Raw genomic sequence first — 15,471 nt, 5'->3', positions numbered from 1 at the left:
GACGAACGGGCACCGACGCTCCGGTGAAATGTATTCAGTTGATCGTGCCGAGGCTGCTTGTCAGACCGTGAAGCCGAGTGCGCGCAGTTGCTCGCGTCCGTCTTCGGTGATCTTGTCCGGTCCCCACGGCGGCAACCACACCCAGTTGATCTTCATGTCGGTACACAGATCGCTACGCACAAGTGCGCCGCGTGCCTGGTCCTCGATCACGTCGGTCAACGGGCACGCCGCCGACGTCAAAGTCATGTCGATCGTGACGACACCGTCGTCTTCGAAGAGTCCGTAGACCAAGCCGAGATCGACGACGTTGATTCCCAGTTCGGGGTCGACGACGTCGCGCATCGCTTCTTCGAGTTCGTCGAGTCGCTCAGGCGACGGGACAGTGCCACTGCCCTGTGCGCCACCGAATTCCGCAGTGGAATCGGGATTCGGATTCACCGGAGCGCCGACCTCGGCGTCCTGCACTGGTTGTGTCTCGGTCATGATCCCTGTCCTTCAGTCGTGTCGACCAATTCACTGCTGCTGTCCGCCGTCGTCACAGCACTGCCGTCGACAATCTGGACTACAGCATCCTTGAATGCCATCCATCCGAGCAAGGCGCACTTCACGCGTGCCGGATACTTCGAGACACCGACGAACGCGATGCCGTCGCCGAGAACGTCCTCGTCCCCTTCGACAGTGCCCCGACTGCTCACCATCTCGTTGAACGCCGTCACCGTCTTCAGTGCGTCGGTGACCTGCATCCCGATGACGAGGTCGTTCAGCACCGACGTCGACGCCTGGCTGATCGAACAACCCTGCCCGTCGTACGAGACGTCGGAGACCGTTCCGTCCTCGGATATCTGGACGCGCAACGTCACCTCGTCGCCACACGTCGGGTTGACGTGGTGCACCTCAGCGCCGAACGGCTCACGGAGTCCGCGGCCGTGCGGATGTTTGTAGTGATCGAGGATCACTTCCTGATACATCTGCTCCATGCGCATGATTCAGTTCAACTCCCCTGCGACACCGAAAAATTCCTGCGCACGCTTGATCGCTGCAACGAGAACATCGATTTCCGCGGTGGTGTTGTAGAGCGCAAACGACGCACGGGCCGTCGCAGCGACACCGAACTTACGATGCAGCGGCCACGCGCAATGGTGTCCGACGCGGATCGCGACGCCCTCGTCGTCGAGGATCTGTCCGAGGTCGTGGGCGTGAATACCGTCCACGACAAAGGAAATCGCTCCGCCGCGGTTCTCGGACGTCTGCGGTCCGATGATGCGCAGACCTTCGATCGCCGACAACTTTTCGAGAGCAGCCTCCACCAACACGTGCTCGTGCGCGGCGACGGCGTCCATCCCGAAGGTGTTCAGGTAATCCACGGCAGCGCCCAGTCCGACCACCTGTGAGGTCATCGGTACGCCGGCTTCGAAACGCTGAGGCGGCGGCGCGTAGGTGCTGACCTCCATGGTGACCGTCTCGATCATCGATCCGCCGGTGATGAACGGAGGCATCGCTGCCAGCAGTTCACGACGGCCGTAGAGAACTCCGACCCCCGAAGGGCCGAGCATCTTGTGGCCCGAGAACGCCGCGTAGTCCACTCCCAGTTCGTGGAAGTCGACGGCCATGTGAGGCACCGACTGGCACGCGTCGAGCACGACGAGTGCACCGACGGCGCGTGCTCGTCGCACCAATTCCTCGACGGGCGCGATCGCGCCGGTCACGTTGGACTGGTGGGTGAACGAAACGACCTTCACCGCGTCTGTCAGCTCCAGCGAATCGAGATCGATCCGGCCGTCGTCGGTGACGCCGTACCACTTGAGCGTCGCACCGGTTCGGCGCGCAAGTTCCTGCCAGGGAACGAGGTTGGCGTGGTGTTCGAGTTCGGTGATGACGATTTCGTCGCCAGGACCGACATGGCGGTCGAAGCGATCGTCACCGAGAACGTAGGTCACCAGATTGAGAGCCTCGGTGGCGTTCTTGGTGAACACCAACTCGTCCGAATCCGCGCCCACGAAAGAAGCGATGGTGGCGCGAGCATTCTCGTACGCGTCCGTCGCCTCTTCTGCGAGCTGATGAGCACCCCGGTGTACTGCCGCGTTACACGTGGTCAGGAAGTCCCGTTCGGCATCGAGAACCTGGACCGGACGCTGCGAGGTAGCGCCGGAATCCAAGTACACCAAAGGTTTTCCGTCGCGCACGGTTCGCGCCAGGATCGGGAAGTCGGCCCGAACCGCTGTGACGTCGAGCTCGCGCACCGAGGTGGTCATCGTGATTACGCTCCCTGGGTAGCTGCGGTGTCCGCGGTGAAACGAACGTAGCCGTTGGTCTCGAGCTCGTCGGCCAGCTCCGGTCCACCGGACTCGACGATGCGGCCACCGACGAACACGTGAACGAAGTCGGGGTTGATGTAGCGCAGAATGCGCGTGTAGTGCGTGATCAGCAGAACACCGCCGTTCTCGCGCTCCTTGTAGCGGTTGACGCCTTCGGAGACGGTGCGCAGAGCGTCGACGTCGAGGCCGGAGTCGGTCTCGTCGAGGATCGCGATCTTCGGCTTGAGCATGCCCAACTGCAGGATCTCGTGGCGCTTCTTCTCACCACCGGAGAAGCCTTCGTTGACCGAGCGCTCGATGAACGAGGGATCGATCTCGAGCTCGCTGAGGGCTTCCTTGACTTCCTTGACCCAGTGGCGCAGCTTGGGAGCCTCGCCTCGCACGGCCGTGGCGGCGGTGCGCAGGAAGTTGGACATGGAAACGCCGGGAACCTCGACGGGGTACTGCATCGCCAGGAAGAGCCCGGCACGTGCACGCTCGTCGACGCTCATTGCGAGGACGTCTTCACCGTTGAGGGTGATGGAGCCGGACGTGACCTGGTACTTGGGGTGACCGGCGATGGCGTACGACAGAGTCGACTTGCCGGAGCCGTTGGGGCCCATGATCGCGTGGGTCTCCCCCGAGCGGACCGTCAGGTCGACGCCCTTGAGGATCTGGATGGGCTCGGCGTTGGCATCGGAGTTGGCGACCTCGACGTGCAGGTCACGAACCTCGAGGACCGAGGTGGTGGTGTTGTCACTGGTAGACATGAAATTCCTTCAAGATGAGGCGGGCGAGCGTAGCGACGGGGTGGTGTCGCAGGCGGGGCGGTCAGGAGCCGACGGCTGCGAGTTCGGCTTCGACTGCGGCTTCGAGGCGATCGCGCACCTCGGGAACAGCGATCTTGTTGATGATTTCGTGGAAGAACCCACGTACGACCAGACGACGAGCCTGATCCTCCGGGATACCACGAGCACGCAGGTAGAACAGCTGCTCGTCGTCGAAACGTCCCGTTGCACTTGCGTGGCCGGCTCCGACGATCTCACCGGTCTCGATTTCGAGGTTCGGAACCGAGTCGGCGCGGGCGCCGTCGGTCAGCACCAGGTTGCGGTTGAGCTCGAACGTGTCGGTGCCCTCCGCTGCGGCGCGGATGAGAACGTCGCCGATCCACACGGTGTGCGCGTCGGGCTTGCCGGATCCGGGATCGCCCTGAAGCGCACCCTTGTAGACCACGTTGGACTTGCAGTTGGGCTGCGAATGATCGACCAGCAGACGCTGTTCCAGATGCTGGCCGGCGTCGGCGAAGTACAGGCCGAGCAGTTCGGCGTCGCCGCCCGGTCCGTCGTACTTGACGGTGGCGGACAGGCGAACCAGGTCGCCGCCCAGGCTGATCGAGGTGTATCGAAGCACTGCGTCGCGGTTCAGGCGAGCGTGGTGTGACGTCACGTGAACTGCGTCGTCCGCCCAGTCCTGGATGGCCACCACGGTCAGCTGCGAACTGTCACCGAGAACGAATTCGATGTTCTCCGCGAAGGTTCCGCTGCCGCGCTGGTCGATCACGAACGTCGCCTTGGCGAACTGTGCCAGGTGAATCTGGGTGTGTCCGTAGGCGACGTTGTCGACTCCGGGGCCGGTCATGGTGACCACGACTGGCTTCTCGACCTCGACCTCGGCGCCCACCGAGATGACCGTTGCAGTCTCGAAGCTCGAATACGCCTGCGCTGCAATGCGATCAGCGGGAACGCCGGCTTTGCCCAGACGCGCGTCGTCACGGCCGACGGTCTCGACGGTGATGTCGCTTCCCCCGTCGACCTCGACGGTGACCTGTCCGTTGGCGACGGCGCTGCCGTCATGCAGTCCCCGGAGACGACGCAGCGGGGTGAACCGCCAGATCTCGTCACGTCCGCCGGGAACCTCGAATGCATTGACGTCGAACGAGGAGAACTGCTCGCCCTTGTTCGTGATAGGTGAGCCTGTGGCTGCACCCTTTACAGGAGCGGTCGGGTTCTCCCCGGCAACAGCTCCGATGACTCCGGTCTCTGGCGTGGTCACTAACCCACAGCCCCTTCCATCTGAAGTTCGATAAGGCGGTTGAGCTCGAGCGCGTACTCCATCGGGAGTTCCTTCGCGATGGGCTCGACGAATCCACGCACGATGGTGGCCATCGCCTCGTCCTCGGTCAGTCCGCGGCTCATCAGGTAGAAGAGCTGATCGTCACTGACCTTGGAGACGGTGGCCTCGTGACCCATGGTGACGTCGTCCTCGCGGATGTCGACGTACGGGTAGGTGTCGCTTCGGCTGATCTGGTCGACCAGCAGAGCGTCACACTTGACGGTCGACTTGGAGCCGTGGGCACCCTTGTTGACCTGCACCAGACCGCGGTACGACGCACGTCCACCACCACGGGCGACAGACTTGCTGATGATGGTCGAGGACGTGTGCGGCGCGAGGTGGAGCATCTTGGCGCCGGTGTCCTGGTGCTGGCCCTCGCCGGAGAACGCAACGGAGAGAACCTCACCGCGGGCGTACTCGCCCATCAGCCACACGGCCGGGTACTTCATGGTGACCTTGGAGCCGATGTTGCCGTCGACCCACTCCATGGATCCGCCTGCCTCGACCTTGGTGCGCTTGGTCACCAGGTTGTAGACGTTGTTGGACCAGTTCTGGATGGTCGTGTAGCGGCAGTGGCCGCCCTTCTTCACGATGATCTCGACGACGGCCGAGTGCAGTGAATCGGACTTGTAGATCGGCGCGGTGCAACCCTCGACGTAGTGCACGGAGGCATCTTCGTCGACGATGATCAGGGTGCGCTCGAACTGACCCATGTTCTCGGTGTTGATGCGGAAGTACGCCTGCAACGGGATGTCCACGTGGACTCCCGGCGGAACGTAGATGAACGAGCCACCGGACCACACGGCGGTGTTCAGCGCGGAGAACTTGTTGTCGCCGGCAGGGATGACCGATCCGAAGTACTCCTTGAACAGCTCCGGGTGCTGCTTGAGACCGGTGTCCGTGTCGAGGAAGATGACGCCCTGCTCCTCGAGGTCCTCACGGATCGAGTGGTAGACGACCTCGGACTCGTACTGAGCTGCGACGCCGGCAACGAGGCGCTGCTTCTCCGCCTCGGGGATGCCGAGCTTGTCGTACGTGTTCTTGATGTCCTCGGGCAGGTCTTCCCACGACTCGGCCTGCTTCTCGCTGGACCGGACGAAGTACTTGATGTTGTCGAAGTGAATACCTTCGAGGTCGCTGCCCCAGTTCGGCATCGGCTTCTTGTCGAAGGTGCGCAGCGCCTTGAGACGGATGTCGAGCATCCACTCGGGCTCGCTCTTCTTGGCGGAGATGTCCCGCACGACAGCCTCGGACAACCCGCGCTGCGCGCTGGCTCCGGCTTCGTCGGAATCGGACCAGCCGTAGCCGTAATGACCGAGGGACGCGATGGTCTCTTCCTGCGTGAGCGGCTCGGTGCCTGCTGCCGCAGTGGTAGTCGCCTGGTCTGATGTGACGGTCATGCGAGCTCCTTCCGGAGTCTTGTTTCTTGACGGCTGCTCGGGTTCAGCGAGGGCTGGTCGCTGTGGTCGAGCAGTTCTGACTTTGAAGAACTAGCTGAAAAATCTCTATTCGAACGCTGCACGTGGCAACGCTCTGTAGAACACTCTGGTCCGGTCATCTACTCCCGGTGGACACGAGGGGCACGTGCGTCGTGCAGGCGCAGTCACCGTTGGCGATGGTCGCCAGACGCTGGACATGAGTCCCGAGCAATTGCCGGAATGCTTGCTGCTCTGCCTCGCACAGTTCCGGAAACTCTTCTGCCACATGGGAAACCGGGCAATGGTGTTGGCAGATCTGCACGCCGTTGCCGACCGGCCGGGTCGACGCTGCGAACCCCACCGCATTGAAGGCTTCGGCGATTGCGTCCGCTGTCGCCTCGACGTTGTCGACATCTGTCGGATCAGCCGGTTCGACGTCTCCGACGATCGCCTGGACCCGACGCTTGGCGAACTCCTCGATTGCCGCGTCTCCGCCGATTTCACGGAGTTGCCGCATCGCGGCTCCCGCCAGATCGTCGTAGGTGTGGCCGAGGCGGCCGCGACCGGTCGCGGTGATCTGGAACTGCTTGGCGGGACGACCTCGTCCGCGCTGACGCAGCGACGACGCCGAAGCGGTACGGGCTTCGCCCGACTCGATCAACGCATCCAAGTGACGTCGGACACCTGCGGCACTCAAACCGAGGCGTGTGCCGATTTCGGAGGCGGTAATGGGGCCTTCTTCGAGTAGCAGCTTGACCACTGCCGCCCGCGTCTGACCTTCGACGCTCACCGTAACCGGATTTGCGGCAGCACTCGGCGAGGCCGCTACAGTGGGCTGACCTGCAACTTCCTTGCTTCGTGGGTCTGACGCATTTCTTTTCACAACACAAGTGTGACGGAATTCTTTTCGCAGGTCTACTAAGGGCAACCTGCATTACATTCGGGAATATCCGGACAACGTACGTTGTTTGTGCTTGTCTGTCCGGCTGGATGGAGCCGCTACGCTGCCTGGTGTGCCGCAGACCCCCGAGAAGACGACGACCGCGCGATCGGCGCGCGCGATCCTGCTGGAAAAACCCAAGGCACTCGCGCTTTCCACAATCGGCGTTCGACCTTTCGGATCCGCTCCCCGGCAGAGTATGGCCGCGGTGCTGCACGGCGACGAGGACGAGCGCCCGGGCCTGAACGCGAAGGAAACCGCACAACTGCGAGGGATCCGCCGATTCGGCGCGACCGGCGCGGTCTTGATGGCAGTCGGAGCGCTCGGCGCCGGCGCACAACCCGTCCTGCAGAATCCGACCGCAGGACTTCGAGTCCTCAGCCTTCCCGGACGTATGCCGACGGTCTCACTCACCATGACGATGACCGGAACCGTGCTCGTCGTTCTCGCCTGGCTGATGATGGGCCGATTTGCAGTCGGGGACATACGCAGCCGTTCCGGCGCACCGCGGCGCATGACCCGTTCCCAGTTGGACCGCACACTCCTGCTGTGGATCCTGCCGCTCTCGGTCGCACCGCCGATGTTCAGCCGCGACGTCTACTCGTATCTGGCACAAAGCGAAATCGCGGCCCGTGGACTCGATCCGTACGCCATCGGCCCCAAGGCGGCACTGGGTGTCGACCACGTTCTCACCCGCACGGTTCCGACGATCTGGCGCGACACCCCGGCTCCGTACGGTCCGTTCTTCCTGTGGCTGGGACGCGGGATCAGCTCACTGACCGGCGACAACATCGTGGCCGGAATCTTCTTGCACCGCTTGCTCGCATTGGCCGGCGTCGCGCTCATCGTGTGGGCGATACCTCGACTGGCAAAGCGATGCGGTGTCTCTGCCGTCAGTTCGCTCTGGCTCGGTGCCGCGAACCCGCTGTTGCTCTTCCACTTGGTGGCCGGCATCCACAACGAAGCGCTCATGCTCGGGTTGATGCTCGCCGGAATCGAGATCGCCCTCCGCGCAGTCGAAGGGTCCGGGCCGATCCGTGGGCGAGCGCTGTTCTATCTCGTTGCGGGATCAGGTTTGATCGCATTGTCGTCGACCGTCAAAATTCCGTCCTTGCTTGCCTTGGGATTTGTCGGCATGGCCTTGGCTCGGCGTTGGGGTGGAACCTGGAAAGCCCTGGCGGGAGCCGCGATCCTCCTGGGCGTCGTTGCCGCTGTCGTCACGTTTGTCATCAGCGTGGCCAGTGGGCTCGGTATGGGTTGGATCAACACCCTCGACACCGCCACCGCAGTCCGGAGTTGGATGTCCATCCCGACGCTCCTGGGCGTCGGCACGGGATTGGCCGGTGTACTGCTCGGACTCGGCGATCATACGACGGCGATCCTCACGATCACGCGGCCCATCGCGACTCTCGTCGCCATGCTCGTCACCGCACGGATGATGATCTCGGTGTACATGGGCCGCATACACCCGGTCGGTGGACTCGGCATCGCACTCGGAGCGATCGTTCTCCTGTTCCCCGTTGTTCAGCCGTGGTACCTGCTGTGGGCGATCCTTCCGTTGGCCGCGTGGGCCACCGCACCGATTTTCCGCATCCCTGCCGTCGTCTTCACCTCGATCGTCAGCGTCATGTTGATGTCCAACGGCGCCGAATACCTTCCGTTCATGATCGTGCAGGCCGTCATCGCGACCATCCTCACCGCCGGAACGCTCATCGTCTTCACCCGCAATTCACTCCCCTGGCGTAGCGACAAGCCAGTAGCGGAGATCACGAAAGGCGGACCGGTAGACGAAGACAACTCGGCGGGGGCTTACGCTGATTCCCCGTGACCTCGAGAGCCTCCAGATCGTCGACGCCGGCGGTACAGATCCAGGGTGTCGTCAAGTCCTTCGACGGTGTTCGAGCCGTCGACGGTATCGATCTCACTGTCGAGACGGCCCAGGTCGTTGCCCTGCTCGGCCCCAACGGAGCCGGTAAGACAACCACCGTCGAGATGTGCGAAGGGTTTGTCACCCCCGATGCCGGCACGGTTCGAGTGCTCGGTCTCGACCCCATCGCCGACTCCGGTGAAGTCCGCTCGCGAATCGGCGTCATGCTGCAGGGCGGCGGCGCGTACCCCGGGTCCAAGGCCGGGGAAATGCTCGACCTCGTGGCCGCATACTCGGCCGACCCGCTCGATCCCGCCTGGCTCCTTTCCAAACTCGGCCTCACCGATGCGCGCAAGACCCCGTACCGCCGTCTCTCCGGAGGCCAGCAGCAACGACTGTCACTGGCGTGCGCGCTGGTCGGCCGCCCCGAATTGGTATTTCTGGACGAACCCACCGCTGGGCTCGACGCTCAGGCGCGCCTGCTCGTGTGGGAACTCATCGACGCTCTGCGACGCGACGGCGTGAGCGTCCTGCTCACCACACATCTCATGGACGAGGCCGAAGCACTCGCCGACGAACTGGTCATCATCGACCACGGCAAGATCGTCGCATCGGGAACGCCGGCCGAGGTCACCAGCAAGGGCGCCGAAGGACAACTCCGTCTGACGACGGTTCCCGGTTTGAGCCTCGATTCGCTGGCCGGTTCACTCGCCGGGTTCCGCATCGAGGAATCCAACCCAGGCACCTACGTCGTCGAAGGTGCAATCGATCCGGCAACCGTGGCAACAGTTGCGACGTGGTGTGCCGATCAGGACGTGCTGATCAACGACATTCGCGTCGATCAACGGAGTCTGGAAGACGTCTTCCTCGAATTGACGGGCCGGGAACTGAGGGGATGACGGAGATCAAGGTCATGAACGAAACAGCGTCGAACGGCCAGAGCAGTCCCATCAGCGTTGCCAGAGACCGACGGCTCGCCGAGAACCGCTTCGAGCCAGGCACCTTCTCGCCGGATCCCCGCCCCAATTCGGCGGCCAAGATGCTGGCGGCGCAGACCAAACTGGAGCTGACACTTCTGCTCCGCAACGGTGAGCAATTGCTGCTCACCATGTTCATCCCGATCACCCTGCTCATCGGACTGTGTCTACTTCCGATCGGCGATTTGGGCGATTCTCGGGTCGATACCGTGCTCCCTGGTGTCATGATGGTTGCCGTGATGTCGACGGCGTTCACCGGACAGGCCATCGCCGTCGGATTCGATCGCCGATACGGCGCGCTCAAACGACTCGGTGCAACTCCGCTACCGCGGTGGGGAATCATCGCAGGCAAGAGCGCTGCCGTCATCATCGTCGTGGCGCTGCAGTCGCTGTTGCTCGGCGCTATCGGTTTGGCGTTGGGGTGGCGTCCGTCGTTCGTCGAACTTGTACTCGGCGCAGTGGTCATTGCCATCGGTACTGTCACATTTGCCGCGCTTGGCCTCCTGCTCGGCGGTACTTTGCGAGCAGAAATCGTTCTCGCGCTCGCCAACGTCCTGTGGTTCATCATGGTGGGCATCGGCAGTGTGGTCTTCGCCAGCGGTGAACTCCCGACCGCTGTTCACACGCTGGTGCGCATTGTTCCGTCCGGCGCACTGGCACACGCACTCGAAGCGGCCCTCGACACCTCGATGGACTGGTTCTCGATTCTCGTACTTCTCGTCTGGGCCGCAGTGGCCGGAGTCTGCGCAGCAAGGTGGTTCAAGTTCACGTGAGTACACGACGGACAGCTCAGATCGTCGGCTGTGTGGCCGCAACAGTGATGTTGTGTGCCGGACCCGCAACGGCGACCCCTTCGGTGTCCGGTCCACTCGCACCTGCAAATCCGCACCTCGGTCCCGTCGGTACTTCCACCATGCACGGTGACGCGGGCTCGTCCGACGTCACGCCGCTGCCTGGTCCAGGAACCGGCCCACACGAGGTGACAGCTTTCCCGATGATGGCCGCCTGCCCGACGGTCCTCCAGGGGTCCGACGGCATGATCGTCTCGCTCTGCACGACGATGATCGGCCAGATCCCGACCATCCATTTGATCGATCCGAAGGCCGACGCCACACCCTTGGGACGGTCGGTCGCGCAACTGCCGCTCGCGAAGGGCAGCCTGCTCGGCGGCGTCTACGCCTACCTCGACAACGAGAACCGTCTCGTAGCCGTCGACGGAAACCGTCAACTGGTCCGCATTTCCCATGCGCAGAATCCGGACGGCAGTTGGCGGCTGGAACTCGCGGATGTCATCGATCTCAGTGGTGCGGTTGCCGCCGACGACAACGTCACCGGCCTCGCTCCGGATTGGGACGGCAATGTCTGGTTCGCCACGGGGCACGGCACCGTCGGGTACGTCGGCGCGGATCGAATCGCGCACAGCATTGCGCTCCCCGAGGGTGAGCAGGTGCAGAACAGCATCTCCACCTCCCCGACGGGCACTGCCGTCGCAACGACCCACGCGCTTTACCAACTGAAGCGAAGTGGCGACGAAGTCGTCATCGACTGGCGTCAGCCGTACGACCGCGGGCCGGCCCGCAATCCGGGTCAGCTCAGCTGGGGAACCGGATCGACGCCGACATATTTCGGCCCGTCGACGGGCAGCGATTTCTTGACCATCGTCGACAACGCCCACCCGACAGTGAGCTTGCACGTCTATCGCGCTGACACGGGCGCCGAGGTGTGCACGCAGCCGGTGTTGTCCGCGGCCAGCAAGGACGGCTCACCGAGTGGCAGCGAGAACTCCCCCGTCGGCATCGGTCATTCGGTCTACGTGGCCGGCACTTACGGATACCCGTACCCCACGACTCCTGAAGGTGCCGGTCCAGCGGTCCCCGCCACGGCACCCTTCAACGGCGGAATGACCCGGGTCGACATCGATCCGGTCGGCTGCCATGTCGTGTGGGACAACACGATTCGTAGCTCCGCGGTACCGCACCTCTCGACGGCGGACGGCTCGATCTACACCGTCACGCGGGACGGTAATCCGAGCACCTCTCCGCTCGACGGGTACTCGTTCGCGGTGATCGACTCGAAGGACGGGTCACAGATCGGTTCGACTCCCCTGCCGTCGACGATCCTCAACGACACCCTGCAGATGTCGGCACTCATCACCGAGTCGGGCGAGTACTTCCAGGGAACGATCTCAGGAATCGTGCGCGTTCGCGCGAACTGACGCGAGCTGGTCCCGACGACGCGGGGCAGCTCGCTTCGCGCCTGCTTCAACGCCTGCCCCCAACGACACTGTGTAGTTGATGGGGAACTACGATCGTTGGCGTGGTGAATCGTGTGTATGCCGGATTTTTACGCTTGGTGGATCGACTACCTCTCCCCTCGCTGAAAACGCAGAAAATCATCGCTTTCATCGTGATCCTGACGCAGGGCGGCATCGCTGTCACCGGCGCGGTGGTGCGCGTGACGGACTCGGGACTCGGTTGCCCGACGTGGCCGCAGTGCTTCCCCGGTAGCTTCGTCCCGGTCGGCCACGGACAGGTCGCGGTGATTCACCAAGCCGTCGAGTTCGGCAACCGCCTACTCACGTTCCTGGTCGTCATCGTCGCTGCCGCAATCGTGCTCGCGGTGACTCGCGCTCGCCGCCGCAAAGAGGTGCTTGTCTACGCCTGGATGATGCCGCTCGGCACTGTCGTTCAGGCAGTGATCGGCGGTATCACCGTCCTCACAGGTCTCCTGTGGTGGACGGTCGCCATTCACTTGGTTGCGTCGATGCTGATGGTCTGGGTTGCCACGGTGATGTACGCGAAGATCGCGGAACCCGACGAGGCAACAACTCTGGTCGTGATGCCGAAGCCGCTGCGCTGGCTTACCGCGCTGTCCGGTGTCGCGCTCGCCGGCGTATTGGTCGCCGGAACTCTCGTGACGGGTGCAGGTCCCCACGCGGGCGACAAGGGCCTGGAGCGCACGGTTCCGCGCCTGGAGGTCGAGATCGTGACGCTTGTTCATCTGCACTCACAGCTGCTGGTCGGATATCTCGCGCTGGTCGTGGGTCTGACATTCGGTCTATATGCGGTCGGGACATCTGCGGCCGTGAAGATCCGTCTGAAGGTCCTGCTCGGACTGATCCTCGCCCAAGCGCTCATCGGGGTCGTGCAGTACTTCACCGATGTGCCGGAGGTTCTGGTGATCATGCACGTCGCCGGTGCGGGACTGTGCACGGCTGCGACCGCAGCAGTTTGGGCTGCGGGTAAGACCCGCCAGTACACGCCGACCGATTCGCCGATACCGGCTCTCTGACGCTTCAAGACACGTGTGGGGCGTAGGAACACCAAGAAGTGTTCCTACGCCCCACACGTCATTTCAGGCTTCGTTGCGTGCTTTCGGGAACCGAGTCTGGTTGGCGACCCAACCGGCCATCTTCTTGAAGTGACCTTCCTGGGGGGTGACGATGCTCGTCAGCTCACGCTCCCACTCGGCAACGGTGACGGTGTCGAAGGACGCAACGACGGCATTGGCCGTGGCGAGGTCCTCGACGACCTGATCACCGAGGATGCCGTCGGCACCCACGAGAGTGATGCGAACGCCGGCCAGGCCGACCGGCTGAATGACGGCGCTGGCGGAGCCGCCGTGCTCGGCGACGAACTTGGTGATGGCGTTCACCGTGGACTTCGGCAGTTCCGGCGCGGACGGGGTGGCGTCCGACTTCTCGGTATCGGTGCTCATGACTCGACAATACTGGTCGGTAGCCCGGAAGCGACACCAGGCATGGACTGAGCGTCGGCCGTCTCGGGTGTAGAACAGAAACCATGCGAGCCATCTACGTGACCGAGACCGGCGGACCAGAGGTTCTGACTCTGACCGAACAACCCGAACCGACACCCGGCCCAGGCGATCTACTCGTCAGGACCGAAGCGATCGGCATCAATTTCATCGACACGTATTTCCGAATGGGCCAGTACAAGCGCCCGCTCCCCTATATTCCCGGCGACGAGGGCAGCGGCGTCGTCGAAGCTGTCGGTTCCGACGTCACCGAATTCGCCGTTGGTGACCGTGTCGCGTGGGCGGCCGCCACGGGCAGCTACGCCGAGAAGGTGGCTGTTCCCGCCGCAGTCGCCGTGAAAGTGCCTGACGGTGTCCCGGCATCGGCCGCAGCGTCGGCGCTCCTGCAGGGGATGACGGCGCACTACCTCGCTAAGTCGACGTATCCGATCCAGAGCGGCGACACCGTGCTCGTGCACGCAGGCGCGGGCGGCGTCGGGTTGATCCTGACGCAGATGGCCGTCAGCCTCGGGGCGAGGGTCATCACGACTGTGTCGTCGGATGCGAAGGACGAACTCTCGCGCGGCGCCGGTGCCTCGGAGGTCCTGCGGTACGACGAGGACATCGCAGCGCGAGTCCGGGAGTTGACCGGCGGCGAAGGAGTCGCAGCGGCATACGACGGCGTCGGCGCGACAACTTTTGATTCGAGCCTGGCTTCCGTCCGTATTCGCGGCACTGTCGCGTTGTTCGGTGCGGCCAGTGGCCCGGTTCCGCCCGTCGATCCGCAGCGGCTCAATTCATCGGGTTCGCTGTTCCTGACGCGTCCGACGCTCGCGCATCACATTCGCACTCGTGAGGAACTGACCTGGCGTGCCGGCGATGTCTTCGACGCCATTGCGGCCGGGAATCTCGATATTCGCGTCGGCGCCGAGTATCCCCTCGCCGACGCGGCAACAGCCCATCGGGATCTGGAAGGTAGAGCAACGACCGGGTCGATCGTTCTGATTCCCTAGCGAAGTGCTGTGCGCCTTTATTAACCGCCCGCGGTTAATAAAGGCGCACAGCAGAATCAGCTGAGCATGTCGCTGATCGTCTGGAGTCCGAGAACCGAGTCGACAGCGAGGCCGACGAAAACGATCGCAAGATAGTTGTTCGATTGCAGGAACAGGCGCAGCGGCTTGACCTGAGCACCGCCGCGAACGCTGCGGTACAGCTGATGAGCCATGAGCAGGAACCACGCACCGGCGACGATGGTGATGGCGGCGTAGATGACGCCCGACGCGGGGACGAGGACAAGCGTCGTGACGACCATCGCCCAGCTGTAGAACAGGATCTGCTTGGTGACGTGCTCCTCGGTGGCGATCACCGGAAGCATGGGAACACCTGCCGCCTTGTAGTCCTCTTTGTATCGCATCGCGAGCGCCCAGGTGTGCGGCGGCGTCCAGAAGAAGATGATCAGGAACAGCACGACGGGCTGCCAGCTCAGCGACCCGGTGACAGCGGCCCAGCCTACGAGGACGGGCATACATCCGGCTGCGCCACCCCAGATGACGTTCTGCCAGGTGCGACGCTTGAGAACCATCGTGTAGATGAGGACGTAGAACGCGATCGTGATCACGACGAGGATGCCGGCCAGGAGGTTGGCTCGCCACCACAGCCACAGGAACGACGCGAGTCCGAGAAGAAGTCCGAAGACGAGTGCGTTACGGGTCGGCACCGCCTCGCGGGCCAACGGACGCTTCGCGGTGCGCTTCATGACCTTGTCGATGTCGGCGTCGACGACGCAGTTGAGCGAGTTCGCGCTCGCTGCGCCCATCCAGCCACCGAAGAGGGTGCTGAGGATCAGAACGATGTCGACCGTTCCGCGATCTGCCAGCAGCATTGCCGGAATGGTTGCCACCAACAGCAATTCGATAACTCGCGGCTTCGTGAGCGCGATATAAGCCAGAACCTTGCCCGTTGCGCGTCCCCACACCGTATCGGTATTGGTCGCCCGCGGGGCGGCACCTGGGCTGCCGAAGCCATGTCCGCTCGGCTGTTGCCCTGTCCGCACGTTCTCTCCTTGCACCACGCGTTACCGCACTAACTGTTCACGACACACTGCTGACAC

General features: G+C 63.4%; 15 protein-coding genes. 6 read left to right on the top strand and 9 right to left on the bottom strand.

Features of this window, described 5'->3' with window-relative positions:
• Positions 1 to 60: 60 nt before the first annotated feature.
• The 7 genes from H7C86_RS04895 to H7C86_RS04865 form a co-directional block, all read right to left on the bottom strand.
• Positions 61 to 483 carry a metal-sulfur cluster assembly factor gene (locus H7C86_RS04895; protein WP_003944963.1) on the bottom strand — a complete coding sequence of 141 codons (423 nt, stop codon included), beginning with the start codon at positions 481 to 483 and terminating at the stop codon, positions 61 to 63.
• On the bottom strand, positions 480 to 983 hold the full coding sequence (gene sufU, locus H7C86_RS04890) for a Fe-S cluster assembly sulfur transfer protein SufU (protein WP_003944894.1): 504 nt from the start codon (positions 981 to 983) through the stop codon (positions 480 to 482). The genes H7C86_RS04895 and sufU overlap by 4 nt, the downstream gene beginning before the upstream one ends.
• Positions 984 to 986: 3 nt before the next feature.
• Positions 987 to 2,252: a cysteine desulfurase gene (locus H7C86_RS04885; protein ID WP_003944865.1), complete on the bottom strand. Its 1,266-nt coding sequence runs from the start codon at positions 2,250 to 2,252 to the stop codon at positions 987 to 989.
• 5 nt (positions 2,253 to 2,257) lie between these two features.
• The gene (gene sufC, locus H7C86_RS04880) at positions 2,258 to 3,064 is read right to left on the bottom strand and encodes a Fe-S cluster assembly ATPase SufC (RefSeq protein ID WP_003944795.1); all 807 of its coding nucleotides are present in this window, start codon (positions 3,062 to 3,064) and stop codon (positions 2,258 to 2,260) included.
• 61 nt (positions 3,065 to 3,125) lie between these two features.
• Positions 3,126 to 4,346, bottom strand: a complete 1,221-nt coding sequence (gene sufD, locus H7C86_RS04875) for a Fe-S cluster assembly protein SufD (protein WP_020907733.1) — start codon at positions 4,344 to 4,346, stop codon at positions 3,126 to 3,128.
• Entirely contained in the window at positions 4,346 to 5,806 is a 1,461-nt protein-coding gene (gene sufB, locus H7C86_RS04870) for a Fe-S cluster assembly protein SufB (RefSeq protein ID WP_003944799.1), read from the bottom strand. Before sufB ends, sufD begins: the two co-directional genes overlap by 1 nt.
• Positions 5,807 to 5,960: 154 nt before the next feature.
• Positions 5,961 to 6,707 (bottom strand): metalloregulator ArsR/SmtB family transcription factor, encoded by a 747-nt coding sequence (locus H7C86_RS04865; RefSeq protein WP_269455348.1) that lies wholly within the window; start codon positions 6,705 to 6,707, stop codon positions 5,961 to 5,963.
• A 130-nt stretch (positions 6,708 to 6,837) separates the two neighbouring features.
• On the opposite strand from H7C86_RS04865, the gene mptB reads away from it, so the two are divergent.
• The 5 genes from mptB to H7C86_RS04840 all read left to right on the top strand — a co-directional run bounded on the left by mptB (position 6,838) and on the right by H7C86_RS04840 (position 12,899).
• Complete coding sequence (mptB, locus tag H7C86_RS04860) at positions 6,838 to 8,592, top strand: polyprenol phosphomannose-dependent alpha 1,6 mannosyltransferase MptB (protein WP_081329031.1); 1,755 nt, start codon at positions 6,838 to 6,840, stop codon at positions 8,590 to 8,592.
• A complete protein-coding gene (locus tag H7C86_RS04855) occupies positions 8,589 to 9,530 on the top strand; it encodes an ABC transporter ATP-binding protein (RefSeq protein ID WP_007727917.1) in 942 nt (313 codons plus the stop codon). Before mptB ends, H7C86_RS04855 begins: the two co-directional genes overlap by 4 nt.
• 14 nt (positions 9,531 to 9,544) lie before the next feature.
• Positions 9,545 to 10,381 (top strand): ABC transporter permease, encoded by an 837-nt coding sequence (locus H7C86_RS04850; protein ID WP_370333988.1) that lies wholly within the window; start codon positions 9,545 to 9,547, stop codon positions 10,379 to 10,381.
• Between the two features lie 47 nt (positions 10,382 to 10,428).
• Positions 10,429 to 11,823, top strand: a complete 1,395-nt coding sequence (locus H7C86_RS04845) for a hypothetical protein (protein WP_021344236.1) — start codon at positions 10,429 to 10,431, stop codon at positions 11,821 to 11,823.
• Positions 11,824 to 11,924: 101 nt separating this feature from the next.
• On the top strand, positions 11,925 to 12,899 hold the full coding sequence (locus tag H7C86_RS04840; RefSeq protein WP_175413843.1) for a heme A synthase: 975 nt from the start codon (positions 11,925 to 11,927) through the stop codon (positions 12,897 to 12,899).
• 63 nt (positions 12,900 to 12,962) lie between these two features.
• Here the strand turns inward: H7C86_RS04840 and H7C86_RS04835 are convergent, their stop codons facing one another.
• Entirely contained in the window at positions 12,963 to 13,325 is a 363-nt protein-coding gene (locus tag H7C86_RS04835) for a hypothetical protein (protein ID WP_019748406.1), read from the bottom strand.
• Between the two features lie 83 nt (positions 13,326 to 13,408).
• Here H7C86_RS04835 and H7C86_RS04830 point away from each other — a divergent pair, with 83 nt between their 5' ends.
• On the top strand, positions 13,409 to 14,374 hold the full coding sequence (locus H7C86_RS04830) for a quinone oxidoreductase (protein WP_182261178.1): 966 nt from the start codon (positions 13,409 to 13,411) through the stop codon (positions 14,372 to 14,374).
• 56 nt (positions 14,375 to 14,430) lie between these two features.
• On the opposite strand, the gene H7C86_RS04825 is transcribed toward H7C86_RS04830, so the two are convergent.
• Positions 14,431 to 15,414 (bottom strand): heme o synthase, encoded by a 984-nt coding sequence (locus tag H7C86_RS04825; RefSeq protein WP_003944994.1) that lies wholly within the window; start codon positions 15,412 to 15,414, stop codon positions 14,431 to 14,433.
• Positions 15,415 to 15,471 lie beyond the last annotated feature (57 nt).

Origin of the sequence: Rhodococcus sp. UFZ-B548 (genome assembly GCF_903819475.1) — a bacterium.
Lineage (GTDB): Bacteria > Actinomycetota > Actinomycetes > Mycobacteriales > Mycobacteriaceae > Rhodococcus_F > Rhodococcus_F erythropolis.
This window is presented reverse-complemented; position numbering and strand designations above follow the sequence as displayed.